Below are 25,321 nucleotides of genomic sequence, written 5' to 3' on the forward strand. Positions count from 1 at the left end.
TTTGTAGGGATGATGGAGTTTATATTGATGAACCAGGATCTTACCCGTTCGGACGTGATGTCCGACCCTTTGATCTCGCAGCTGCGCGAGGCCGACCAGATCGGCAACGCGGCTTTTGCCCAGTTGCTCGAAAGCGCTGCCCGTCGCCAGACCAGCCTGATGATGGACAAGCTCAATCAGGAGCGCGCCGACGCTTTCTATCGCAGGCTGGATATCGTCTGCAGCAAACACAAGAAAAGCTGATCGGATCGACACGGCCGACTCTTCGGCCGGTCTGCTGACAGAGCTAGGATAGCCTAGTCTGCCAGCGTCAGGATCAGCGGCCCGTTGCGCGTCACCACGATCGTGTGCTCGAACTGCACGGTCGGCGCCTTGGGTTCGCTGTAGAGCGTCCACGGATCGCTCTTGTCGTCGGCGTCCTCGGCCCATTCGCCGCCGAGCGACAGGAACGGCTCGATGGTAAACACCAGCCCCTCCTCCATGATACGGCTTTCCTGCGGATCCGGCCATGTCGGCACTTCACCCGGCTCCTCGTGCAGCGAGCGGCCGATGCCGTGGCTCGAAAGATTGGTGATCAGCGTATAGCGGTTCTTCTTGGCAAACGCCCCGATCGCGTTGCCGATGCCGGCAATCGGCTTTCCCGTCTTCACCTGCTGCAACCCGGTCCACAGCGCCCGCTTGCCGTCGCGGCACAGCTTTTCGACCTCGCGCTTGACCGGCGGCACGCAGAATGACGCGCCTGTATCGCCGTAAAATCCGTCCTTGAGCGCCGAAACGTCGATATTGACGAGATCGCCCGCCGCAATCGCCCGGTCGCCGGGAATTCCGTGCGCCACTTCCTCGTTGACGGAAATGCAGGTCGCGCCGGGAAACTGGTAGTCATGCTCCGGGGCCGACTGCGCGCCGTTGTCTTCCAGAAGCTTGCGGCCGATCGCATCCAGTTCGCGGGTGGTGATCCCGGGCTCGAGCGCCTTGCCCATCAGATCCACCGCACGGGCGCAGAGCCTGCCGATCTTCTTGAGCTTTGCAAGCTCGTCTTCGTTCGAAATGATCATCCGTCCCGCACGTCCACTCTCTGTAAGGTCGCCGGTTTCGCGCCAACGACCCGGCCCGTCAAATGCTTTTTGGGCTCCCGATCTCTTTTCTGACGATCGGCGCCACTTTCGTGCCGTAGAGTTCAATGCCGCGCATGATCTGATCATGCGGCATCAGGCCGATCGCCATCTGCAGCATGAAACGGCTCATGCCGAACACCGTGTGGGCAGCGATGATCTTTTCCGCCACCAGCCCCGGCTCGCCGACAAAGAGATTGCCGATCGGACCACGGGCCTGGTCGAAATGCGCCCGGTTGGTCGGCCCCCAGCCGCGCTCTCGGCCGATCCGGTCCATCACAGAAGCCTGCGGCCCGTAGAACTGCTGGGCAGCCATATCGGTCGTATCGGCGATGAACCCATGGACAGCGATGCTAGTCGGCAGGGTGGCGGCATCATGCCCGGCCCGCGTCGCCGCCTCGCGGTAAAGCTTGAAGAACGGCGCAAAGCGCGGATATTCCCCGCCGATGATGGCGACCGCAAGCGGCAGGCCCATGGCGCCGGCCCGCGCCACCGATTGCGGCGTGCCGCCAACCGCGATCCACACCGGCATCTGGTTCTGCAGCGGCCGCGGATAGACGCCTCGGGCATTGATCGGCGCCCGCTTTTCGCCCTGCCAGGTCACGATCTCATTGTCGCGTAGCGCGAGCAGCAGATCGAGCTTTTCCGAAAACAGGTCGTCGTAGTCGCCAAGGTCATAGCCGAACAGCGGGAAGGATTCGATGAACGAGCCGCGCCCGGCCATGATCTCGGCCCGGCCGCCGGAAATCAGATCGACTGTCGCAAATTCCTGAAACACCCGCACCGGATCTTCCGAAGACAGAACCGTGACCGCACTCGTCAGCCGGATGTTTTTCGTGCGCACGGCCGCCGCCGCAAGCACCGTCGCCGGTGACGATATCACATAGTCGGCCCGGTGATGTTCGCCGAGCCCGAACACGTCGAGCCCCACCTGGTCGGCAAGCTCGATCTCTTCCAAAAGGTTCGCCAGCCGCCGTGCCGCCTCCCCACCCTTGTTGAGCGTGGTCGGGTCGAGATCACCGAAAGTGTAAAGGCCGAGTTCCATCGTCAGAAGATATCCGGTTGCTGATGCCAGTCACATAGTCACCGGACAGACATCCCGCAAACCGGATTTTCTCGAACGGTTCGTTCGATTGAGTGGATAGGCAAAAGGAATCTGGTTTCAGACACTTGGATCCTAAACCGGATTCACATCGTCAGCCGCACCGTTTGCGGATTAAGGACACGAGCGATAGGGCCCAACAGCCTGAAAGGAATCGAGAAAATCTACATCGTCTTGGCAATCTCTGCCATCTGGTCCGCAACCACGCCCCAGCCTTGCTCGAACCCCATGTCCCGGTGGGCGATCATGTCTTCCTCGGCCCAGTGGACGGCAGTTGCCGTGTAGCGGGAGCGTCCGCCGCCGATATCCTCGAACGCGATGATGCCGGTCATGAACGGCTTGGCCGAGGGCACCCATCCGGCCGTATAGGCGTCGGTAAACACGAGCTTCCTGTTCGGCACCACTTCCAGATAGACTCCGGCATTCGGCACCGTTTCGCCTTCCGGCCCCTGCATCAGCACAAAACTCTCGCCGCCGGGACGAAGGTCGGCGCGCGCCTGCGTCACTTTCCAGGGCAGCGGGCAGAACCACTCGCCGAACCGTTCCGGCGTCGTCCAGACCTTGTAGAGCTTCTCGGCCGGCACATCGAACTCGCGGACGATCTGCAGTGCGTATGCGGCGTGTGTCATCCGTCTCTCTCCCGTGCCTGTTCAACGTGCTGAAGACATGAGCCTACAACGAATGCGTCGCAAGGGAAGCGCGAATACGAGGTTTTCGGATCTATCGCAGATAGTGGATATGCGGCCGCCCGTGATGCGACGAGGTTTCCACCCGCGCATCGACCGAAAACACGTCCCTCAGAAGTTCCTGCGTGATGATCTCCTCCGGTGTCCCTGATGCAACGATCTTGCCCTGCTGCAGGATGATCAGGCTGTCGCAGAACATCGCGGCGTGGTTGAGATCGTGCAGCGCGATCACGCTTGTGACCGGCAGACCGGCAACCAGCCGCATGAGGCTGATCTGGTGCTGGACATCGAGATGGTTGGTCGGCTCGTCGAGGATCAGTTCCTTCGGCGATTGCGCGAGCGCCCGCGCGATATGCACGCGCTGCCTCTCGCCACCCGACAGGCTCTGCCAGCGGTCGTTGCGCTTTTCCACCATGCCGGATCGTTCCAGCGCCTCACTCACCGCCTCGTCGTCGGCCATCGACCAGCCTGAAAACATCGAGCGGTGCGGAAACCGCCCGAGCTTGACCACGTCGATCACGCGCAGACTGGAATTGGTCGTCGCATGCTGCTCCACGAACGCCACCCTCTGCGCGATCGAGCGTCGGCCGATCGTGCCGATATCGCGGCCATCGAGCGTCACTTTGCCCGCATGCGGCGTCTTCAGTCCGGCGATCAGGCGCAAAAGCGAGGTCTTGCCGGATCCGTTCGGCCCGAGCAGCCCAACCATCTTACCCGGTTCGGCCGCGAAGGACACGCCGTCGAGAATGGTCTTGCGGCCGATCTTCCAGCTGAGATTTTCCGCTTCGATGCTCATGACGACTTCTGGAACCGGTAGAGAATGACGGAGAAGAACGGCACGCCGACCAAAGCCGTGACGACGCCGATCGGCAGAACCTGCTGCGGGATCAGCGCCCGCGAGGCGATATCGGCCAGCACCATGAAGATTGCACCGACGATGGCGCAGGCCGGCAGCAGCCGGATATGCAAAGGCCCGACGATGAACCTCGCCGCATGCGGCACGACGAGACCGACAAAGCCGATCGTTCCAACCATCGAGACGATCGTCGCCGTCATGATCGCCGTCAGCGCAAACAGCACGATGCGGGCCCGACCGACATTGACGCCGAGCGAGGCGGCCGCCTCGTCTCCGAAGGCAAACGCGTCGAGCACGCGCGCATAGAACAGGCAGACGATCAGGCACACGCCGACGATGACCGAGACGAGCATGAATTCCGGCCAGCGCACGCCGCCGAAACTGCCGAGCAGCCAGAACATCACGTCACGCGCCTGCTGCGCATTGCCGGATGTGGTAACGATATAGGAGGTTGCCGCGTTGAACAGCTGCGATGCCGCTACGCCCGCAAGAATGGTGCGATCCGCCCCGCCACGCGCGCCGTTCGACAGCAACGCTACGAAAAAGAACGCCGCAAAGGCGCCGGCAAAGGCACCGGCCGAAAGCGACACCGTGCCAGCGCCAAGCCCGAGAATGACGATTGCCACCGCCCCGGTGGAGGCGCCGGCGGAAATGCCGAGCACATAGGGCTCGGCCAGCGGATTGCGCAGCAGCGACTGCATGATGGCGCCAGACAGCGCAAGACCCGCACCGCAGAAGGATGCGACCAGCGCCCGGCTGAGGCGGTAGTCCCAGATGACCGTCTCGTGGATGCGGTTGAGCGCGATCGCGGTCCAGCCCAGCCGGTTGGTGATTGCGGCATAGGTCGTCGAAAGCGGGATCGGCAGGTCGCCGATACCGACGCTCACTCCGACCACGAGACCGATGGCGGCGAGCGACGCCAGCAGCAGGCCGAACAGGACGGCAAGCTGCCGCCCGTTCTGCCGGCCCGTATGCCGGCTTTGCTGCGGGATCGGTCGCTGCGTTTCGCTCACTTCAGGAGACCAAGCGCCTTGAGCTGCGAGGCCACCTGTTCGGCGCCGTAGATCGTGCGGATCGTCGGGTTCATCGCCTGACCGTCCATCACCACCATCGCCTTGTTCTTGACGGCCGCGATCTGGCTGACGGCCGGATCGGTGGTCAGGAACTTGATCTTGGCGTCCGGCTTGTCCAGCTCCCAACGGTTGCGGTCGAGATTGGCGACCACGATCACATCGGGATTGGCAGCGATGATGCTTTCCCATCCAAGCGTCGGCCATTCGGCTTCCGCCGTCACGGCATTCTTGCCGCCCAAGAGATCGGCGATAAAGCCGGAGGCCGCGTTCTTGCCGCCGAGATAGGCATCGGCGGTCGGCGACTGGCTGGAGAACCAGAACAGGTAGGAGAGTGTCTTGCCGTCCTTGGCAACGCTCGAACGAAGGGCTGCCTCACGCGCCTTGAAATCGGCGATGACCGCTTCGCCACGCTCGGAAACGTCGAAGATCTGCGAAAGCTCGGCGATCTCCTTATAGAGCAGGTCCATATTCCAAAGCTGGTCGCGGCTGCCGTATTCGTTCTTCACCTTTTCGGTGGAAAGGCAGGTGCTGGGCGAGATATAGGTGGGGACGCCGACTTTCTCGAAATCCTCGCGCTTGGCAACCTTGCTGGTCGGGCCGATCAGGCTCGGCAGCGCGGCGGCGGCAAAATCCGGGTTCTGCGCCAGAATGCTCTCGAATGTCGGGAATTCGACAGTCAGCAGCTTCACCTTGGCATTGGCTTCTTCCAGTTGCGGCAGGACCTTGCTCGGCCAGAAAGCGGTTCCGACCATCCTGTCCTCGAGCCCGAGCATCAGCAGGATTTCCGCGCTGTTCTGGCCAAGTCCGACGGCCCGTTCCGGGGCCTTCTGGAACGTGACGGAAGCGCCGCAATTGTCGATCGTCAGCGGGTACTGGGTTGCCGCCTCGGCAAGATCGGCAGTCGCGAGACCAAGAGCGGCGCAAAGGCCGGAGACGGCCAGAAGAGACTTAATCGCTGTCACGAGAGTGGTTCCCTGTTGAAGGACGATGGGCGCACGCGCCCTATATCCACGCCGCCGGATCAAAACAAGATGAATTCAATCATCTTTTGAAGAACAGCCGCCGCGTCACGCTGTCCTACCGACAAAATGCCGCAACGGGGGCTTGTCGGTCTATGATAAATCCCTTAGAGACCGCCGCGGGAGGAGCGAAACACCAACAATTCCGAGGTGGCGATGCCTTCCAAGAACAATAACATTTCGTCCTCCACAAGCGGCATGGCGGTCAGCCGTCGCCAGCTTCTCGGCTCCGCTGCGGGCGGCGCTGCTGCACTTGGCGCGACGACGCTTCCGAGCTGGGCGCAAACCACCTCTCCCGAAAAGACGGTCGACGTTCTCCTCGTCGGCGGCGGCATCATAAGCGCCACGCTCGGCGTTCTCATCTCGCAGCTCGAGCCGACCTGGACGATCGAAATGATCGAGCGCCTCGACAAGGTCGCGATGGAAAGCTCCAACGGCTGGAACAACGCCGGCACCGGCCACTCGGCGCTTGCCGAACTCAACTATTCGCCGATGGACAGCAACGGCAATGTCCAGATCAACCGCGCCATCGAAATCAACGAAGCGTTCCAGGTCACCCGTCAGTTCCTGGCACACCAGGTCGATGTCGGCGTTCTGAAGGATCCGCGCTCGTTCATCAACTCGACGCCGCACATGAGCTTTGTCTGGGGCGAAGACAATACGGCGTTCCTGGCCAAGCGCTTCGAAGCGCTGAAGGCAAGCCCGCTCTTCTCCGGCATGGAATTCTCGAACGATCACGCCAAGATCGCCGAATGGGTTCCGCTGATGATGGAAGGACGTGACGCGAACCAGAAGCTCGCCGTCACCTGGAGCCCGCTCGGCACCGACGTCGAGTGGGGCGAAATCACCCGCCAGTATGTGGCGCACCTGAAGGCCCAGCAGACGTTCACGCTGCGCACCTCGTCGGAAGTCGACGACATGCAGAAGAACGACGACGGCACCTGGACGGTCAGCTATTCCAACCGTGACACCGGCGCATCCGAGACCGTCAGGGCAAAATTCGTCTTTATCGGTGCTGGCGGCGGCGCATTGCCGCTTCTGCAGATGTCCGGCATTCCGGAAGGCGACGACTATGCCGGCTTCCCGGTCGGTGGCTCGTTCCTCGTCTGCGACAAGCCTGAGATCGTCGAACGCCACCTTGCCAAGGCCTATGGCCAGGCCGAGACCGGCGCTCCGCCGATGTCGGTGCCGCATCTCGACACGCGCGTGCTCGAAGGCAAGCGCCACATCCTGTTCGGCCCCTTCGCCACCTTTTCGACGAAGTACCTGAAGGAAGGCTCGCTGTTCGATCTGCCGGCGTCGGTCACGCTCGACAACATCTGGCCGATGGTCAAGGTCGGCACCGACGAGTTCGCGCTCGTCCAGTATCTCGCCGGCCAGCTGATCATGTCCGACAACGACCGTTTCGAAGCGCTCAAGGTCTACTTCCCCAATGCCAAGGCCGAGGACTGGCGCCTGTGGCAGGCCGGCCAGCGCGTGCAGATCATCAAGCGCGATCCGGTCAAGGGCGGCGTGCTGAAGCTCGGCACCGAGATCGTCGCGGCCAAGGACGGCTCGATCGCAGCCCTTCTCGGCGCTTCGCCGGGCGCCTCGACCGCAGCCCCGATCATGCTCGATGTTCTGAAGAAGGTGTTCGCCGAAAAGCTGAAGACACCGGAATGGCAGGAACGCATCCACACGATCGTTCCGAGCTACGGCCAGAAGCTGAACGAAAACCCGGATATGCTTGCCAAGGCATGGGCCGCCACGGAAGCCCGCCTGCAACTCGCCATCGCCTCCCCGGCACTCAACGCCCCATCCGCCACGACAGCAACTGTCACACCAGAAGGCGACGTGAAAAAGGTCCCGGACATCGCTTTGTAATCGGGAGGGTCTGCCTCAGACGAATGAATGGAAGCCGGGTGTCCGAAAGGATGCCCGGTTTTTTCGTATTTAAACGACCAAAAGCCGATAAAATTTGTTATCCCGCCCAATTATCTGCAGGACCTGGAAAATTAAATCACCAAACTCACTCGATTTTTTCGCCCAAAACAAACTATTTTGGCCAAAATCTTCGCGTAGCTCTTTCTTTGGCCTATCCGTGTCCTTAAGGAAATCCGAATATACGTTGAGCAATCGATCGACAACTTCGTGAACCTCGCGAAATTGCTCCTGCTTCTGTAACCAGATAAGCCGCCCCGTTGGCGTCGAGTGAGTCATCTCCTTGGCGCGTTCGATAGATACAGTCTCATCTAATTTGAATACACCGAGAAGGAACAGCAAAGCCGAGTAACAGGTCAAAACACGGCTGTGCTTGAGCTTGTAATTTTTTATCTTCCCTTCGATTTTTTCGTCAAGAGGGTCTCGACGCGTCCTGGCTTCGTAGTTGACGCAAAAGGTACGCCATAGGCGGAGGATGTCATTAGCCAGAAAAGCCGGCATGAATTCCAAGGAGTGATCTTCGTAGTCGCGCCAGTATTCTGCGATCACGTCCGATATGATGTCGTCGTAAACCGCTTCGCCCAATAGGGGCGTGCTTTCCAAGAACAGGAGCAGCCTGCCCGTCAATGTATTTTTGGCATCGTCCTCGGGAGTTCCAAGATGGGCAGTGAACTCTCCGACGGAATAATGACCTAGGTATTTCCCATCGGCATCAAAATCAGGAATGCCCGACTCCCTAACGGCACTGATCAGGTCTGCCTTCACAAGTATCGCGTCAAGATTTCGCAATTGACTCGTCGTGACGCCGTCGACCGTTCCGGTCTTACTCAGAATGAATAGATCAAGATCACTGTTCTGTCCGCTCTCAAGCCTCCCAAACGACCCCGTAGCATAGACGCATGCTTTTCCCTGAAGGAGCGCTTCAGCATTCACCAATTTCTCTTTTAAACTTACGATCTTACTAAGAGTTCGGGTCCTTCTTTCTTCCAAATAATGCGCCATCCCCACTCCATTCAAATAAATTTGCGAAAATTTCTGCTTGTTCGATAGCGTCATCAAGCGCGTGGTGCGTATGTATTCTATCTGGAAGCAAGGGCTTAGGTACATTGGAACGCCCGGACGCAGCGATCTGACGTCCACTCTTAACGGCAAGAGCCGTTTTTATGTCGTAGCAACGGGAATGGCCGAAAGGTGATCCTTGCTTACTAAAACGCACAAAATACCAGTATAACCACGTCCAATCGAAACTTAACGGATAGGCAACGAACACAGGGCTTCCTTTGCCCGCGATTTTTCGGACCCACTCCCCTGCGTCGTCCATTGCACGTTCCGCGGAAGATCCGGTTTCAAAAAGCTTGGCCCGATCAAGCCCATTTACCGCAAGAGCTTCTGCTTCAAAATCGGCTGAAATAGGCTTTAGTTCTCGATAGAAACTATCGCTATAGTTTTCGGGACGTTTGAACTCTACTCCATCATATGTACCCGCAACAACCAGAGCAAAGGAAAGAATGGAGTACGGGCCTGGAATCGGACCATCGGTCTCGATATCGGCCGAGAAGTAGACGTCCAACTTGCTCTCCAACGTTGTGGAACTCGAGTCGGTCGAAGCATCGTGTGCACGCTTCGACACTGAAGGATGCTCGTCGCCCAAATGAAACATGCGCCGGTCCTCTTCTTGAGATCGATTTGCCACTCTAAGGGCGTGCGAGGCTTTCAGCACTTTCGAGATCGCGAGTCCATAGATCGACATGCATGGCTGCCAACCTTTCACTGACCGTCTAAATAGCTATATTCCAAGTGTCGCCTTTCACCACCGACCTAGCAAGTTATAATTCGTCTTTCTCCCGCCCAAGGATCCCCCATGGCCGATCTTTCTGCTTATCCGATCACCACCCGCTGGCCGGCTGAAAACCCCGACATCCTCCAGCTCTATTCGACGCCGACGCCGAATGGGGTGAAGGTTTCGATCATGCTGGAGGAGACGGGTCTGGCTTACGAGCCGCATTTCATCAATATCGGGGCGAACGAGACCTGGGAGCCGGAGTACCTGTCGCTCAACCCGAACGGCAAGATCCCGGCAATCCTCGATCCGGATGGTCCCGGCGGCAAGCCTCTGGCGCTGTTCGAATCGGGTGCGATCCTGATCTATCTTGCCGAAAAGACGGGACAGTTTCTGCCCGCCGACCCGGCCGGCCGCTACGAGGCGATCCAGTGGGTGATGTTCCAGATGGGCGGGCTCGGTCCGATGTTCGGCCAGCTCGGCTTCTTCCACAAATTCGCCGGCAAGGATTTCGAAGACAAGCGCCCGCGTGACCGCTACGCCAAGGAGAGCGCTCGGCTGATCCGCGTGCTGGAAACCCGGCTCGCCGGTCGCGACTGGGTGATGGGCGATGAATACACGATCGCCGACATTTCCATGCTCGGATGGGTTCGCAACCTGATCGGCTTTTACGGTGCCGGCGACCTCGTCGGCTATGACGAGCTTGTCCATGTGCCGAAATGGCTGGAACGCGGCCTAGCCCGTCCCGCCGTGCAGCGCGGCCTGGACATCCCGAAACGCCCCGCCTGACATTGTCAGCATGATGCGCTATCTCCTCCGGATCACCTGAGGAGATCACCATGCCGATGCCGAAACTGCCGATCGTTGGGTCCTGCCGCTGCGGCGAAATCCGCTTCCGGATCAGTGCAGCGCCGCTGGTCACGATGGCCTGCCACTGCAAGGGGTGCCAGAAGATGAGCGCCAGCGCCTTCTCCTGCTCGGCCGCCATTCCTGCCGATGGTTTCGAAGTCACAGCGGGAAAGCCTGTCATCGGCGGCATGCATGGCGACGATGTCCATCACTACCACTGCTCGCGCTGCAAGAGCTGGCTCTACACGAAGGCGACAGGGATGGACGGGTTCGTCAACATCCGGCCGACCATGCTGGACGATGCCGACTGGTTTGCGCCGTTCATCGAAACCTTCACCTCGACGAAATTCCCCTGGGCAAACACGGGCGCCACCCACAGTTTTGCGGAATTTCCGCCGATGGACGCTTACGAAGGGCTCGTCGGGGACTACCGGGCGCAGGCCGGGAGCGACGACCGATAACCCCATCGTGAGTGCATCGTGTTCCCGTTGGTGGCGTTGATTAACGCGCTGCTAACCACGACCGACTTGAATGCCGCAGCCGGCCTTAGCTGGCTGCAGCAACGATGGCGGGTTGATGAAAACAAACGGAAAAATCGGAACGCGCGCCAGAAGAGCCTTGCCCGCTCTCCTGGTCCTGATCGCCATCCTGGCACCGGTCGAAACAGGGGGCAGCGTGCCGCAGGCGCAAGCCGCGTTCAACGACGGCTGGAAGAAAGGCCGCTCGACCGGGTTTCCGATCCCCCGCTTTGTGTCGCTGAAATCACGAACGGCGCATATGCGCGTCGGACCCTCGCTGGATCACCCGACATCCTATGTCTATTCCGCCCGCGGCCTGCCGCTTGAGATCATCGAGGAATACGGAAACTGGCGGCGCGTGCGCGACCAGCAGGGCGCGAGCGGCTGGATGTTTGCAGCGCTTCTCTCCGGCAACCGCACCGCCGTGGTCGGCCCCTGGATCAAGGAGACGGTGCCGTTGCGCATCGCGCCCGCATCCGACGGGCGGCCGGTGGCGCAGCTGCAAGCGGAGGTGAAACTCGATATCGTCAGGTGCGACGGCCGCTGGTGCCGCGCGCAATTGCAGAACCGCCGGCTTGCCGGCTTCGTCAGACAGGCGGATCTGTGGGGCGTCTATCCCGGCGAAACGATCGAGTAAGGCCTCAGCGCACCACGAAACAGGTCATCGATTTCGCCTGCAGCGAGGCGCAGGCGCTGGCGGCAACCTCCCGGCTGGCAAATCCGACAAATCGTGCGCGAAAATACTCGCGGGCGCCATCCTTGTAACCCTCGACGCTTGGTGCCGCCGGGCCGAACCCGCCTGCGAGAACCGGCAGTGCCCGCTCCAGCATCGCGGTGGCCGCCCTGCGGCTGCCGGCGGCGGCAACCTGGATGCTCCAGCCTGCGGCGTTCGACGCGGCATCCACCTGCGACGCAGCGCTCGACGCATCGGCGACCCGCGCGGAGGGCAAGGGAACCGGCGGTTCGATACCGGTGCGCGACTGGGTTCTGCCGCCGGCACTGGCAGCGACAGTCCTCTGGCTCGACGATGCCATGCCGGGCGAAATCTGACGGCGCGGCTGTTCGGCATAGGAGAGGACCTGGCCCGCCGCCGGAGCTCCCGCCTGGCCCCCAGGCTGGACGCCGGGACGCTTTTGCGGCTCCGCCGTCGCCACAAGCGCACCGCCTGCCGGCCGCATCGGGTTGGTATACTGATCGAGCAGCGCCGCCATCTGGTCATCGCGCTTGCGCGCGGACTTGCCGCCCATCACCACGCCGATATAGCGCTTGCCGTTGACGACAACGGCGCTTGCCAGATTGTAGCCGGAGGCGTTGACGAAACCGGTCTTGATCCCGTCCATGCCGGGATAGCGGTACATGAGATTGTTGTGGCCGCGGATGGTCCGGCCGCGGAACACGAACGACCGCATCGAAAACAGCTGGTACTCGCTCGGATAGTCGCGGATCAGCGACAAAGCCAGGATCGCCATGTCGCGGGCGGTGGTGATCTGGGCCGGATCCGGCAGGCCGGACGCATTGCGGAACACCGTCTTCGACATGCCGAGCGCCCGCGCTTTCGCCGTCATCATCGTCGCGAACCGTTCTTCCGAACCGCCAAGACGATCGCCGAGCGCCGCCGCCGAGTCGTTGGCGGATCGAATGCCGGTGGCAAGCACCGCCTCGCGCACGGACAGCGTCTCGCCGGGCTTCAGCCCCAGCTTGAACGGGATCTTCGACGCCGCGTTCGGCGTCATGACGATCTGCTCGTCCCAGGTCATCCGGCCGCTCTTGATCGCCTCGAAGGTGAGATAAAGCGTCATCATCTTGGTGAGCGACGCCGGGTGGTTGAGCACGTCGCCATTTTCGGACGCAAGAATCTTGCCCGCGCTCACATCATATATGAAATGCGCGTAACCTGCCTGCGCCTCGGTCCGGCCGGCAGCGACCGCCAAGCATGACACCAGAAAAAACGACAGAACACGCAGCAGCCGAACCATTCTACACCTTCTCGAATTTGCGGTGCGACCATAGGCGAGCGATACCGGCATGAAAATGGCGCTGCCGAATTTTACCCGGTATGATGTGTCTTTTTATGGGACACCGGTCGGACGGCGACCGCGGCCTGCGCTGATCCAATCGGAACGGATCGTCGTGCCAAGATGATAAATAAGCAACCTGTCCGTAAGATACGGCTCAAACTGCGGGCAGACGAAAGCGCGAGAAATAAATCCTGAGCGATTGTCGATGAATACATCGATCTGCTAAGAACAGTTACACAAACCGGAGGCGGTTGACGGGATTGGGGCAGCCATTGCAGACCTATAGAAAAAACAACGACGCCGACAGGCCGGCAAGCATAGTCTTGTTTGCCGCAACGCTTTTGAATACGGCCCTTGCTTTCTCCAACAGCCTACTGTTTCCGGTCAATTCGACTATCGCGTCCGTCGCTCAATTAGCCATTACTGCAGCAGCGATTGCTGTTGCTGTCCTGCGGCGGCCGCAGCTTCCGTTGAGCTTCTGGATCGCCTGCGCCTGCCTTGCTGTCTTTGCACTCTTGGCGTCAATCTGGAACGAGCTCAATTCGAAACATTACTACGACCTGATGGTCATCCCGATCTTCATCATCTTCGGAAGTGTCATCAGGCAATTTCCGTTCAAGGCCTTCAAGCTGATCATCGCTGCGGTCGGTGTCATCTGCTTTCTGGATGCGTTCCTGGTCGGCCTCTATACCACGCTGTTCAATCCCCTCTCGTTCTTCCGCAACACCCGCGTCTGGGTCTCCGACCAGCTCGCCAGCGGCTCGGACGAGATGGGGCTTTATCTCGGCGCCAACCGCGGCGGCGGAAGTTTCTTCGGCTTCCTGACCGATCACCGGATCGGTGGACCGTTTCTGGAACCTCTGTCGCTCGGATATTTCGCAGTCGTCGCCTGCATGTTCTTCGCCGTCTGGTTCCGGCACTACCCCTGGCAACGCGCGGGCGCATTTGCCGCCTGCCTGGTCCTGGCACTGCTGGCCGACTCGCGTGTGCCGTCCGCCATGATCATTCTCTTTTTCGGTCTGTCATGTCTCCAGTCGCATATCAGAATGGCATGGTCGGCTTGGGGTCCGGCCATCGTGCTGGTCGCGGCATTTTTCTTCTACATGATGAGTGATGGCCGGCTTGCCGAGTCCGAAACCCCTCGACGCATCGCCATCACATTCGATGTCGTCACCAGTACCAACATCTTCGAGTTGTTCTCGGGCGCCTTGAACGTGAGCCGGTTCGGCGACAGCGGCATCCTCTATCTCGTCTACGCTGCCACACTGCCAGGCATGTTGCTCTGCCTCTACCTCTTTTCAGGCGTCCTGACTTCGACCCGCCTGACGCCGCCGATCCTGCCACTGATGGCATCGATCTACATCACCACGACGGCGCTGTTCGGCGGCGCGTTTCTCTCGATCAAGACGTCCGCACTTTTGGGAATCATGCTCGGAGCAGCATCGGTCGGCGCAGTTCGTTCCAAGTTGAAAGCACGATCGATGCGGAAACAGCCGGCTCCATTCAGTCAACCCGGCTACAAGCCCGACCTGGGAGCGGTCGGTCAACAAGCGACAAATTGACTGGTGCTAGATAAGCAAGAGGGCTGAGGCCAAAATTCCCCCTCACCCCTTCGTCAACGTCCGCCTTACCGCGTCCTTCCAGCCCTTGATCTTGGCAACCCGTGTCTTCGGGTCCATCTCCGGCTCAAACCGGCGTTCTCGCGCCCAGCTTTTGGCAAAAGCCTTGCGGTCTGGCCAGACGCCGGCCTTGGAGCCGGCGAGCCAGGCGGCGCCAAGGGCGGTGGTTTCGAGGATCTTGGGGCGATCGACCGGCGCGTCAAGGAGGTCGGAGAGGCGCTGCATCGTCCAGTCGGAAGCAACCATGCCGCCATCGACCCTCAGCACCGTGTCGCCGCTGCGGTTCTTCCAGTCGCGGCACATGGCATCCAAGAGGTCGCGGGTCTGGTAGCAGACGGCTTCGAGTGCCGCGCGGGCAATTTCCGCCGGTCCCGTCGCTCGTGTGAGGCCGAACATGGCGCCGCGCGCCTCCGCATCCCAGTGCGGCGCGCCCATGCCGGTAAAGGCGGGCACCAGATAGACGTCCTGCTGCGGATCGGCCTTTGCGGCGAGATCTCCCGATTTTGACGCCTTGTCGATGACGCCGATTCCGTCGCGCAGCCATTGCACGGCAGCGCCCGCGATAAAGATCGAGCCTTCCAGCGCATAGGTCGTCTCGCCGTCAAGCCGGTAGGCGATGGTGGTGAGCAGCCGGTTCTTCGAAGGCACCATGTCGCGTCCCGTGTTGAGAACGGCGAAACAACCGGTGCCATAGGTGGATTTCATCATGCCCGGTTCGAAACAGGCCTGACCGATCGTTGCCGCCTGCTGATCGCCCGCAACGCCCAGGATCGGGATCTCGGCGCCGAACAGGGATTTTTCCGTCACGCCGAAATCGTCGGCGCAGTCCTTCACCTCGGGCAGCATGGCGGCCGGGATCTTGAGGATATCAAGCAGCGACTGGTCCCAGGCATTGTCGGCGATATTGTAGATCAATGTGCGCGAGGCATTGGTGGCGTCGGTGACGAAGCTCTTTCCCCCCGTCAGCCGCCAGATCAGAAACGTATCGATCGTGCCGAAGCAGAGTTCGCCCTTTGCGGCGCGCGCCCTCGCACCCTTCACGTTGGACAGCAGCCAGGCAAGCTTGGTGCCGGAGAAATACGGGTCGAGCAGCAGGCCGGTGCGCTTCGAGAATGTCTTTTCCAGACCCTCGCGTTTGAGCTTTTCGCAATAGGATGCAGTGCGGCGATCCTGCCAGACGATGGCGTTGTGGATCGGCTTGCCGGTCTCGCGGTCCCACACGACGACGGTCTCGCGCTGGTTGGTGATGCCGATTGCGGCGATCTGCGATGCCTCAAGGCCTGCGGCCTTCAGCGCCTGCTTGACCGTCACGAGCACGCTCTCCCAGATCGCTTCCGGATCGTGCTCCACCCAGCCCGATTTCGGAAAGATCTGCGGAAACTCGGTCTGGCCGACACCGGCGATCTGCATTGTTTCGTCAAACACGATTGACCGTGTCGACGTGGTTCCCTGATCGATCGCCAGGATGTAACCCGCCATGCTGCCCTCCCTCACCATTTGCGCGTTGATCACGGTTTGAGCAGATGCCGCCGTCGCCGTCAAACCGCAACTCCCCGCCATGGAGGCTGGAATCGAGCGGGTGCCGCACCGTTATCCACAGGATCAGCGGCGAAACTGCTAAATTTCGCATTTGCCTTTTTGAGCGAGCGCCCTCTTTTGGACGCACCCATAGCTTTATGCGGTCTTTGGACCCCGCAGTGGGACTTGTATCTTCAAAAGGAGCCGGGATGAATCCGACCCCCCCGATGGCGCTGCAGCCTTTCAGGAAATCACTGACGGCCAAGATCTTCATGATCTGCTTTTTGTCCATCCACGTGCCCTTGATCGCCGTGATCGCCTATCTCGCGATCGGTTTCGAAACCCAGCCGCTCACGCTTCTTCTGTTGCTGCTCGGCGCCACGCTGATCGGCACCGTGGCCTGCCTTTCGGGCCTTTGGCTGCTGCTGCGGCCGCTCCGCAGCCTGACGCGCGCGGTCAAAACCTATCGCGACGAAGGCCAGCCGGTGCGGATGTTTTCCAAAGCCGATGATGAGATCGGCGTGCTCGCGACGGCTGTGACCTCGATGGTCGCCGAAGTCGAAACGCTGATGCAGAAGCTGCGCCACCAGGCGATGACCGACCCTTTGACCGGGCTTGGCAACCGCCGCTGGCTGAGCGAACGCGTTGCGCAGGAACTGGCACGCGCCGAGCGCCAGGCGGAACCGATCTCGGTCATCCTGTTCGATCTCGACAAGTTCAAGACCATCAACGACAGTCACGGACACGATGTCGGCGACCAGGTTCTGGTGGCAGCCGGCGAAATTGCCACCAATTATGTCCGCCCCTACGATCTCGCGGCGCGGATCGGCGGCGAGGAATTCTGCATCGTCTTGCCGAAGACGACCGAGACGGAGGCCGCTGATATCGCCGAGCGGTTGCGCGCAGCACTCGCAAAGACCACCGTCACGCCGCTGGCTCAAGGACGTCTCACCGCAAGCTTCGGAGTCTACCAGGGGGAGGCCGGCGAGAGCTTCGCACAGATGCTGCGGGTGGCCGATACGCTGCTCTATGACGCCAAGCAAGGCGGGCGCAACCGCGTGCGTCAGGCCGCCAGAAACACGGCCGGCAACCCGGCGCGATCCCCGTCTCATGCGCAGGCGACCCATGCCGCAACCGGTGCGGGCAAGCCGGCAAACTGAAGCTTGCTGCAAGGGCAAGGCTGGCGCCTGGCCCTTGCTCGCTCCCCTTCTTTCGGCACTCCTTGGCAATTGCCAGGGCGCAAGGTTTGAGCGTACCTTTCCGGTCGAGGCACCGCTCAAGCGCGGGCGCTTTGGCCTAGGGAGGGTTTTATAAAAATGGCAAGAACCGTCGTCGTCACCGGCTCAACGTCCGGCATCGGTCTCGGCATCGCAAAGGGTTTTGCAGCCGCGGGCGATACGGTCGTGATCAACGGCTTTGGAGAAAAGGACGCAATCGAGGCCGCCTGCCGGATGCTCGACGAGGCGGGTGCCGCAACCGTCCTCTACCACCCGGCCGACATGACGAGGCCCGGCGAGATCGAGGATCTGATCCGGAGCACGGCGAAGACATTCGGAACGGTCGACGTCCTTGTCAACAATGCCGGCATTCAGCATGTGGCAAAGATCGAGGACTTTCCGCCGGAAAAATGGGACCAGCTGATCGCCATCCTCCTGTCATCCGCCTTCCACACGATGCGCCACGCGATCCCGCTGATGAAAGCGCAAGGCAAGGGCCGCATCATCAACGTCGCCTCCGCCCACGGCCTCGTCGCCTCGCCGTTCAAATCCGCCTATGTGGCCGCCAAGCACGGCATCATGGGCCTCACCAAAAGCGTCGCGCTCGAGGTTGCGCAATCCGGCATCACCGTCAACGCCATCTGCCCCGGCTTCGTGCTGACGCCTCTGGTCGAAAAACAGATCCCCGCCCAGGCCCGCGAAAAGGGCATCAGCGAAGCGCAGGTGCGAGATGAAGTGCTGCTGCGGCTACAGGCTACGAAGGAATTCGTCGCGGTCGAGGACGTGGCCGCCGCGGCGCTGTACCTCGCGAGCGATGCGGCAAGAAGTATCACGGGGACGCACCTCTCCATCGATGGCGGATGGACGGCGCAGTAGTTTGGGCGTGGGAGGCGATTGGGAGCGAGTGCAACTGAGTAAACGGCACGTCTCCGCTTCCCTCATTCCGTCTCCCTGCGCGTGCTCTCCGTGGCCGCGCGTTGTCCTCCCCACGACCCTCATCCCTGTGCTTGTCACAGGGATCCAGTCACGCGAAGTCTTTCGCGTGGAAAGGCTCTTCCGCGTCGCGGACGCGACGCTGCTGGATTCCTGTGACAAGCACAGGAATGAGGAGAGTTGGGCGGGTGTTGCGACGGAGACGCTAGGTGGTCGCTGCGGTGGAGAGATCCGGACAGCTGTCTCGGCGGAAAGGTTGCCTCCCGCGTCCCCGCCAAAAATATCTCCATCGACGGCGACCGCACTGCGAAGTAGACTTGCGCGAAGCAAGCGATGTGGGCGACGGCGCCCACCCCCGTTTCCCTCATTCCTGTGCTCGTCACAGGAATCCAGTCACGCGAAGTCTTTCGCGTGGGAAAAGCCCTCCAGCGTCGCGGACGCGACGCTGCTGGATTCCTGTGACGAGCACAGGAATGAGGAGAGTTGCGCGGGTGTCGCGGCGGAGACGTCGGGCGTCGCGTCGCGGCAGAGACTTTGAGCGGATGCCTCGGCATCCGCCGCAATGAAATTGACAGCAGAAGCCGGGAACGGCGGACGAAGGAGACAGATGAGTTCAGCGATCCGCTTCATTCTCAACACGGAAGAGTTGAGCCTTGGAGATTTCGGCCCCACGGAAACGCTTCTCGATTATCTGCGCCTGAAGCGGCGGCTGACGGGGACGAAGGAAGGGTGTGCCGAGGGCGATTGTGGTGCCTGCACGGTGCTGGTGGGGAGGCTGAGCGAACGCGGCCTGATCTATGAAAGCGTCAATGCCTGTATCCGCCTGCTCGGATCGCTGCACGGAACCCATATCGTCACGGTCGAACATCTGGCCGCAAAGGATGGCAAGCTGCATCCGGTGCAGCAGGCGATGGTCGACTGTCATGGCTCGCAATGCGGCTTCTGCACGCCGGGCTTCGTGATGTCGCTTTATGGGCTCTGGCTTTCCAACGAACAGCCGTCGCGCCAGGACATCGAAAGCGCCTTGCAGGGCAATCTCTGTCGCTGCACCGGTTACGAGCCGATCGTCAAGGCGGCCGAACAGGTGGCGGAAAGCCGCCCGAGCGCGCTGTTTGATCCGCTGGAACGCGACCGCACCGAAATCATGGGCAAGCTTTTCTCCATGCAGTCGGCGACCGACACGATCGTCGTGGAGAAAGACGGCGCACGCTCCATCGTACCGGCCTCGGTCGAGGCCTTTGCCGAAGTCTTTTCCCAAAACCCTGATGCAACCGTCGTGGCCGGCGCCACTGACGTCGGGCTGTGGGTGACGAAGCAGCTGCGGCTGCTCGACCCTGTCATTTTCATCAACCACCTCAGCGAGTTGAAATCGATCACCATCGAGGAAGGAGGCGTCTCGATCGGCGCCGGCGTCAGTTATGCGGATGCGCAAGGCGTGATGGATGCGGTGGTTCCCGCCTTCGGCCGGCTGATCGACCGGATCGGCGGCAGCCAGGTGCGCAACATGGGCACGATCGGCGGCAATATCGCCAACGGATCGCCGATCGGCGACACGCCGCCGCCCCTGATCGCGCTGGGTGCCGAACTGACGCTGCGTTCCCATTCCGGTCGCCGCACGATGCCGCTCGAGAATTACTTCATCGCCTATGGCAAGCAGGACCGGCAGCCCGGCGAGTTCGTGGAAAAGATCGTCGTGCCGCGCCCGGCAGAAGACAGCCATTTCGCCGTCTACAAGATTTCCAAGCGCCGCGATGAGGACATTTCGGCGCTGTGCGGCGCGTTTTACCTGATGCTCGATGCGGAAGGGCTGGTCGAGGAGATCCGCATCGCTTTCGGCGGCATGGCGGCGATCCCGAAACGGGCAACCCATGTGGAGGATATGCTGACCGGCCAGCCCTGGAGCTGGGGCGTGGTCTCTGCCGTGCGCGACGCGTTCGATGCCGATTTCCAGCCGCTGACGGACTGGCGGGCAACCTCTGAATACCGCAGCCTGACCGCCAAGAACCTGCTGACGCGGTTCTTCCTGGAGACAGCGGGAGCACCGAGCGAGCTGCACCGGTTCGAGCTGGAGGAAGCATAACATGGACAATACAAGCTTTCCGATGAAGTCCGTGATCGACGGCCCGATGCATGTATCGCTGAAGCATGATTCGGCGCACAAGCATGTGACCGGTCAGGCCGAGTATATCGACGACATCCCAGAACCCGCGGGCACGCTGCATGGCGGGCTGGGCCTTGCCGATCGCGCCCATGCGCAGATCGTCTCGATCGACCTCGAGGCCGTGAAAGCAGCCCCCGGCGTCGTCTGGGTGATGACGGCGGACGATATTCCGGGCGCCAACGACGTCGGCTCCACTGGCCGCCATGACGAACCGCTGCTGGCGACCGATCTCGTGCAGTTCCACGGCCAGCCGATCTTTGCGGTGTTTGCGGAAACGCGCGACCAGGCCAGGCGTGCAGCACTTCTGGCGAAGATCGAGTATAGCGACCTTCCCCACTGGAGCGACATCGCAGGTGCCCGCGACAATGGCGCGCCATTCGTGACCGAGCCGATGACGCTGAAGCGCGGCGAGCCGGAGGCCGAGATCGGCAAGCCGCCGCTTCGGGTCCAGGCCTCGATGGAGATCGGCGGCCAGGAGCATTTCTACCTCGAAAGCCACATCGCCTTTGCGATTCCGGGCGAGGACGACGACGTGATCGTCTGGTCCTCCACCCAGCATCCGAGCGAGGTGCAGCATATGGTGGCGCATGTGCTGGGCGTGCCGAACCACGCGATCGAGGTTCGCACGCGGCGCATGGGCGGCGGTTTCGGCGGCAAGGAGACCCAGGGCAACCAGTTCGCGGCCCTTGCGGCCGTCGCGGCAAAGAAGCTCAACCAGGCGGTCAAATTCCGGCCGGACCGCGACGAGGACATGTCGATGACCGGAAAGCGTCATGATTTCCGCGTCGATTACGATATCGCCTTCGACGAGGACGGCCGCATTCATGCGGTCGACGCGACCTACGCGGCGCGTTGCGGCTTTTCCGCCGATCTCTCGGGTCCCGTCACCGACCGGGCGCTGTTTCATGCGGATTCGAGTTATTTCTACCCGCATGTGCACCTGACCTCGCAACCGCTAAAGACCCACACGGTGTCCAACACCGCCTTTCGCGGGTTCGGCGGGCCGCAGGGCATGCTCGGCGCCGAACGGATGATCGAGGAAATCGCCTATGCGGTCGGGAAAGACCCGCTCGAGGTGCGCAAGATCAATTTCTACGGACAGCCCGGCTCCGGCCGCACCACGACCCCCTATCATCAGGAGGTCGAGGACTGCGTCATCGCCCGCATCGTCGACGAACTGGAACAGTCGAGCGACTATCAGGCGCGGCGGCAGGCGATCCTCGAATTCAACGCGCAAAGCCCAGTCATTCGCAAGGGCATCGCGCTGACGCCGGTCAAGTTCGGCATCTCGTTCACGCTCACCGCCTACAATCAGGCCGGCGCGCTGGTGCATGTCTATAACGACGGTTCGATCCACCTGAACCACGGCGGCACCGAGATGGGCCAAGGTCTCTATACCAAGGTGGCGCAGGTCGTGGCCGACGCCTTCCAGGTGGATATCGACCGGGTGAAGATCACGGCGACCACCACCGGCAAGGTGCCGAACACATCCGCGACGGCTGCCTCTTCCGGCTCCGATCTCAACGGCATGGCCGCCTACGATGCCTGCCGGCAGATCAAGGAGCGGCTGGTGGACTTTGCCTGCCGGCAGTGGAAGGTGGACAAGTCCGAAGTGGAATTCCTGCCAAACCGCATTCGCATTGGTGGCGACACCGTGCCGTTCGATACTTTCGTGAAGGCCGCCTATTACGACCGGGTCCAGCTTTCCGCCGCGGGTTTCTACAAGACGCCGAGGATCCATTGGGACAGGGCGGCCGGAAAGGGCCATCCGTTCTATTATTTCGCTTATGGCGCCTGCGTGTCGGAAGTCTCGATCGATACGCTGACTGGCGAATACATGATGGATCGCACCGACATTCTCCATGATGTCGGCAAATCGCTCAATCCGGCGATCGATATCGGCCAGATCGAGGGCGCCTTCGTGCAGGGCATGGGGTGGCTGACAACCGAAGAACTGTGGTGGGACGCCAAGGGTCGCCTGAGGACCCACGCGCCCTCCACCTACAAGATCCCGCTCGCCTCCGACCGGCCGAAGATTTTCAACGTGCAGCTGGCGGAATGGTCTGAAAATGCTGAACCGACCGTCGGCCGCTCGAAAGCCGTGGGCGAACCGCCGTTCATGCTGGCGATCTCGGTTCTCGAAGCGATCTCGATGGCGGTGGCAAGCGTTGCCGACTACACCGCCTGCCCGAGGCTCGATGCGCCCGCGACGCCGGAAAGGGTGCTGATGGCGGTCGAGCGGATGAAGGCTTTGGGGTGAAGAGCGATGCTGCAGCCGCATGAGCCCCAACCATGACCCTGCCGCTTGCCGCGTTTCTCGCCGCCAACCCCGCATCGATCCTCGTCGAGATCACTGAGGCAAAGGGTTCGACGCCGCGTGAGCAAGGTACGTTCATGCTGGTAAGCAGCAGTGCGATCTGGGGCACGATCGGCGGCGGCCAGTTCGAATATATGGCGATCGACAATGCGCGTGCCATCCTGGCAGGCTCGGGCGCAGCGGTGATGGATATTCCGCTGGGGCCTGAGATCGGCCAGTGCTGCGGCGGTCGCACGAAACTCGTGTTTACTGTCGTGACGCCTGAAGTCGCTACGGATCTGCAAACCCGTATCCGCTTCGAAGAGGACACGCGCCCCGAAATCTACCTGTTCGGCTGCGGCCATGTGGGTCTGGCGCTGGCACGCGCTCTCGCGCCCCTGCCCTTTGCCGTGACCGTCATCGAGACACGCGCCGAGGCGCTGGAGGGACTGCCACCAGAAGTTTCCGCACGGCTGGCCGCCATGCCGGAAGCGCATGTGGCGGAGATTGCGCCGGGTGGCGCGGCTGTCATCCTCACCCACGACCATGCGCTGGATTTCCTGATCGCCGAACGGGCGCTCTCGCGGGGAGACCTCGCCTATGTCGGCATGATCGGCTCGGCCACAAAGCGCGCGACATTTGCAAACTGGCTGCAGCGGCAGACGGAGAACCGCGACACGAGTTCGGCGATGATATCTAGGCTGACGCTGCCGGTCGGCAGTGTGTCGGCTGATGGCAGCGTCAAGGACAAGCGCCCGGCCGTGATCGCAGCGCTCGTGGCCGCCGAACTGTTGCACCGCGTCCCCGCCGGGCACCCGGTCGAAGAGGGTGTGCCCGCGCGTTCTTCGGTCTGACACGCGCCTCACGGAAAGCGCTGGTAGCGATCCACCTCGGCCCACGCCTCGGAACGGAAGCGACGCTTGACGGTGCTGGGCGAGATCCTCTCGTCGAGCAGACCGAAGGCCCGCAGTTCGTCCTCGCTGACATTCTCCACGTCGCACCGCCGGCGGGCGCCTGCGATCATCGATGTCAAAAAACCCTTGCTTGATTTCAGGCGCAGAAATGCAGCGCGCAAACCACTGAACATGGCCGCTTCTCCCTTGTTGAGTCATCACTGATTTGATGTTTGTGCTTGGAAGATGCGCGCAAAAATGCTCCATTTCCAATGGAACATCCGTCTGTATGGATGAAGAGGGCTTATCCATGAAAATGTCGACGAACTTTCCGCTGAACGCTCTTCGCGTCTTCGAAGCGGCAGCGCGGCACCTGAGTTTCACCAGGGCCGGCGAAGAGCTGGGCATGACGCAGACGGCGGTGAGCTATCAGATCAAGCTTCTTGAGGAGACTTTGGGCGACCAGCTGTTCCTCCGCCGGCCGCGACAGGTGACATTGACGGCGGCAGGCGAGCGGCTGGCACCAAAAATATCGGAAGCGTTCGGCATCATGGACGAGGCTGTGGCGGGAACGAAGGAACTGTCAGAGAGCACGCTGGTCATCCACACGACCGCGACATTCGCATACCGGTGGCTCGCCCCTCATCTCGGCACATTCCAGATGCAGAACCCCGACATCGCGGTGCGGCTCGAAACCTCCCAGACCGTGGTGGACTTCACCCGGACCGAAGCCGACGTGGCGATCCGCAGCGGCACCGGCCACTGGCCGGGACTGACCTCGCATTTCCTGATGAAGAGCGATTTTACACCGATGCTGAGCCCGGTGCTGGCCGAAACGATCGGCGGCGTTCGCGAGCCGGCCGACATCCTGAAGCTGCGGATCATCGACGCGGGCGATGTCTGGTGGCGGCTGTGGCTGGCCGCGGCCGGCATTCCCGATGCGGATCTCGGGGGACGACCGAACAGCCGTTTCGGGGCACAGGCTTTCGAGGCGGCGGCCGCGATCGCCGGACAGGGCGTAGCGATTCTGAAGCCTGAATTCTACGCCGACGACGTTGCACTCGGACGACTGATCCAGCCGTTCGAACTGAGGGCCTCGGACGGCAACGACTATTGGTTCGCCTATCAGGAGACGCGGCGGCATTCGAAGAAGATCCGCGCCTTCCGTGATTTCATGCGCCTTATGATGCCGAGTTTCAGAGACTGATCATGCTGCTCGTTCAAAAGCCCATGTCGGGCGCGTAGAAACAGCGCAGCGTGTCTTCCGTCGGATAGAGACAGATGTGATATTCGGAATCGGTGCTGCGACGGGCCTCGCTCTGCGGCAGCTGGAAATCATGGGTGCGGGTGACCAGACGGTGGTCACCGGGCTTCAGGATGATTTCGTAACCGCCGCTTGTGATCCTGACATTCCTGGTCGGGATCCTCTGGCAGTCGCCGGTATGATTGTTGCCGTTGCAGCAGTAGGACTCGTATTTGAAGCCGCTCACGGCCTCGTGCGCCCGCCCCTGTGGAATGGGAATGCCGCACGTGGATACACCGGATACAAACGCAATCACCGCGCCCGTTGGAAGGCACCGCCTGCTCGGCGTCATGTCGCTATGCATAAGCCTGTTCTCCGTTGATGAATGTCATCTCCGGCGACGCGCTCAACGCAATACCCGGCACCGCCGGAGAACTTGCAAAGCTTACAATACGCGAGTCGGCTGGTGCCGCTAAACAAAATAGTGCGGCGCACAACTTGCGTATTA

24 protein-coding genes are annotated in these 25,321 nt (G+C 61.3%); 12 read left to right on the top strand and 12 right to left on the bottom strand.

What is annotated here, in order from left to right; all coding sequences use genetic code 11:
- Nucleotides 1-27 precede the first annotated feature (27 nt).
- On the top strand, nt 28-243 hold the full coding sequence (locus J3A65_RS12410) for a hypothetical protein (protein ID WP_062455558.1): 216 nt from the start codon (nt 28-30) through the stop codon (nt 241-243).
- 53 nt (nt 244-296) lie between these two features.
- On the opposite strand, the gene map is transcribed toward J3A65_RS12410, so the two are convergent.
- From map to J3A65_RS12440, 6 genes are all read right to left on the bottom strand, one after another.
- Entirely contained in the window at nt 297-1,055 is a 759-nt protein-coding gene (gene map / locus J3A65_RS12415; RefSeq protein ID WP_209901448.1) for a type I methionyl aminopeptidase, read from the bottom strand.
- A gap of 58 nt (nt 1,056-1,113) precedes the next feature.
- Complete coding sequence (locus tag J3A65_RS12420; protein WP_209901450.1) at nt 1,114-2,157, bottom strand: LLM class flavin-dependent oxidoreductase; 1,044 nt, start codon at nt 2,155-2,157, stop codon at nt 1,114-1,116.
- A gap of 221 nt (nt 2,158-2,378) precedes the next feature.
- Nucleotides 2,379-2,843, bottom strand: a complete 465-nt coding sequence (locus J3A65_RS12425) for an SRPBCC family protein (protein WP_062582828.1) — start codon at nt 2,841-2,843, stop codon at nt 2,379-2,381.
- Between the two features lie 91 nt (nt 2,844-2,934).
- Nucleotides 2,935-3,696 (bottom strand): ABC transporter ATP-binding protein, encoded by a 762-nt coding sequence (locus J3A65_RS12430; protein WP_209901452.1) that lies wholly within the window; start codon nt 3,694-3,696, stop codon nt 2,935-2,937.
- On the bottom strand, nt 3,693-4,694 hold the full coding sequence (locus J3A65_RS12435; RefSeq protein ID WP_245341664.1) for an iron chelate uptake ABC transporter family permease subunit: 1,002 nt from the start codon (nt 4,692-4,694) through the stop codon (nt 3,693-3,695). The genes J3A65_RS12430 and J3A65_RS12435 overlap by 4 nt, the downstream gene beginning before the upstream one ends.
- Nucleotides 4,695-4,765: 71 nt before the next feature.
- Nucleotides 4,766-5,791 carry an ABC transporter substrate-binding protein gene (locus J3A65_RS12440; protein WP_062455545.1) on the bottom strand — a complete coding sequence of 342 codons (1,026 nt, stop codon included), beginning with the start codon at nt 5,789-5,791 and terminating at the stop codon, nt 4,766-4,768.
- Between the two features lie 213 nt (nt 5,792-6,004).
- Here J3A65_RS12440 and mqo point away from each other — a divergent pair, with 213 nt between their 5' ends.
- A complete protein-coding gene (gene mqo / locus J3A65_RS12445) occupies nt 6,005-7,711 on the top strand; it encodes a malate dehydrogenase (quinone) (RefSeq protein ID WP_245341530.1) in 1,707 nt (568 codons plus the stop codon).
- A gap of 69 nt (nt 7,712-7,780) precedes the next feature.
- Here the strand turns inward: mqo and J3A65_RS12450 are convergent, their stop codons facing one another.
- Nucleotides 7,781-8,770 carry a hypothetical protein gene (locus J3A65_RS12450; RefSeq protein ID WP_209901454.1) on the bottom strand — a complete coding sequence of 330 codons (990 nt, stop codon included), beginning with the start codon at nt 8,768-8,770 and terminating at the stop codon, nt 7,781-7,783.
- Nucleotides 8,730-9,338 (bottom strand): 3'-5' exoribonuclease, encoded by a 609-nt coding sequence (locus J3A65_RS12455; RefSeq protein ID WP_245341531.1) that lies wholly within the window; start codon nt 9,336-9,338, stop codon nt 8,730-8,732. The genes J3A65_RS12450 and J3A65_RS12455 overlap by 41 nt, the downstream gene beginning before the upstream one ends.
- A 291-nt stretch (nt 9,339-9,629) precedes the next feature.
- Here J3A65_RS12455 and J3A65_RS12460 point away from each other — a divergent pair, with 291 nt between their 5' ends.
- From J3A65_RS12460 to J3A65_RS12470, 3 genes are all read left to right on the top strand, one after another.
- On the top strand, nt 9,630-10,337 hold the full coding sequence (locus tag J3A65_RS12460) for a glutathione S-transferase N-terminal domain-containing protein (RefSeq protein ID WP_209901456.1): 708 nt from the start codon (nt 9,630-9,632) through the stop codon (nt 10,335-10,337).
- Nucleotides 10,338-10,387: 50 nt separating this feature from the next.
- Entirely contained in the window at nt 10,388-10,858 is a 471-nt protein-coding gene (locus J3A65_RS12465) for a GFA family protein (RefSeq protein ID WP_209901458.1), read from the top strand.
- 157 nt (nt 10,859-11,015) lie between these two features.
- Nucleotides 11,016-11,552 carry an SH3 domain-containing protein gene (locus tag J3A65_RS12470; protein WP_062455533.1) on the top strand — a complete coding sequence of 179 codons (537 nt, stop codon included), beginning with the start codon at nt 11,016-11,018 and terminating at the stop codon, nt 11,550-11,552.
- A gap of 4 nt (nt 11,553-11,556) precedes the next feature.
- Here J3A65_RS12470 and J3A65_RS12475 read toward each other — a convergent pair whose 3' ends face one another.
- Nucleotides 11,557-12,891, bottom strand: a complete 1,335-nt coding sequence (locus J3A65_RS12475; RefSeq protein ID WP_062455530.1) for a D-alanyl-D-alanine carboxypeptidase — start codon at nt 12,889-12,891, stop codon at nt 11,557-11,559.
- Nucleotides 12,892-13,205: 314 nt separating this feature from the next.
- Between J3A65_RS12475 and J3A65_RS12480 the strand changes: the two genes are divergently transcribed.
- On the top strand, nt 13,206-14,495 hold the full coding sequence (locus tag J3A65_RS12480) for a hypothetical protein (protein ID WP_209901460.1): 1,290 nt from the start codon (nt 13,206-13,208) through the stop codon (nt 14,493-14,495).
- Between the two features lie 42 nt (nt 14,496-14,537).
- Here J3A65_RS12480 and glpK read toward each other — a convergent pair whose 3' ends face one another.
- Nucleotides 14,538-16,031, bottom strand: coding sequence for a glycerol kinase GlpK (glpK, locus tag J3A65_RS12485; RefSeq protein ID WP_209901462.1), 1,494 nt, complete (start codon nt 16,029-16,031; stop codon nt 14,538-14,540).
- A gap of 248 nt (nt 16,032-16,279) precedes the next feature.
- Here glpK and J3A65_RS12490 point away from each other — a divergent pair, with 248 nt between their 5' ends.
- From J3A65_RS12490 to xdhC, 5 genes are all read left to right on the top strand, one after another.
- A complete protein-coding gene (locus J3A65_RS12490) occupies nt 16,280-17,230 on the top strand; it encodes a sensor domain-containing diguanylate cyclase (protein WP_082472015.1) in 951 nt (316 codons plus the stop codon).
- Between the two features lie 156 nt (nt 17,231-17,386).
- On the top strand, nt 17,387-18,163 hold the full coding sequence (locus tag J3A65_RS12495; protein ID WP_062455520.1) for a 3-hydroxybutyrate dehydrogenase: 777 nt from the start codon (nt 17,387-17,389) through the stop codon (nt 18,161-18,163).
- A gap of 664 nt (nt 18,164-18,827) precedes the next feature.
- A complete protein-coding gene (gene xdhA / locus J3A65_RS12500) occupies nt 18,828-20,300 on the top strand; it encodes a xanthine dehydrogenase small subunit (RefSeq protein WP_209901465.1) in 1,473 nt (490 codons plus the stop codon).
- Between the two features lies 1 nt (nt 20,301).
- Complete coding sequence (gene xdhB, locus J3A65_RS12505; protein ID WP_209901467.1) at nt 20,302-22,641, top strand: xanthine dehydrogenase molybdopterin binding subunit; 2,340 nt, start codon at nt 20,302-20,304, stop codon at nt 22,639-22,641.
- Nucleotides 22,642-22,673: 32 nt separating this feature from the next.
- Entirely contained in the window at nt 22,674-23,531 is an 858-nt protein-coding gene (gene xdhC, locus J3A65_RS12510; RefSeq protein ID WP_209901469.1) for a xanthine dehydrogenase accessory protein XdhC, read from the top strand.
- Nucleotides 23,532-23,539: 8 nt separating this feature from the next.
- Here xdhC and J3A65_RS12515 read toward each other — a convergent pair whose 3' ends face one another.
- Entirely contained in the window at nt 23,540-23,764 is a 225-nt protein-coding gene (locus J3A65_RS12515) for a hypothetical protein (RefSeq protein ID WP_209901471.1), read from the bottom strand.
- A 116-nt stretch (nt 23,765-23,880) separates the two neighbouring features.
- Here J3A65_RS12515 and J3A65_RS12520 point away from each other — a divergent pair, with 116 nt between their 5' ends.
- A complete protein-coding gene (locus J3A65_RS12520; protein WP_244476133.1) occupies nt 23,881-24,777 on the top strand; it encodes a LysR substrate-binding domain-containing protein in 897 nt (298 codons plus the stop codon).
- 13 nt (nt 24,778-24,790) lie between these two features.
- On the opposite strand, the gene J3A65_RS12525 is transcribed toward J3A65_RS12520, so the two are convergent.
- Nucleotides 24,791-25,165, bottom strand: coding sequence for a hypothetical protein (locus J3A65_RS12525; protein WP_197978069.1), 375 nt, complete (start codon nt 25,163-25,165; stop codon nt 24,791-24,793).
- Nucleotides 25,166-25,321 lie beyond the last annotated feature (156 nt).

Origin of the sequence: Rhizobium sp. PvP014 (assembly GCF_017876855.1) — a bacterium.
GTDB lineage: Bacteria > Pseudomonadota > Alphaproteobacteria > Rhizobiales > Rhizobiaceae > Neorhizobium > Neorhizobium soli.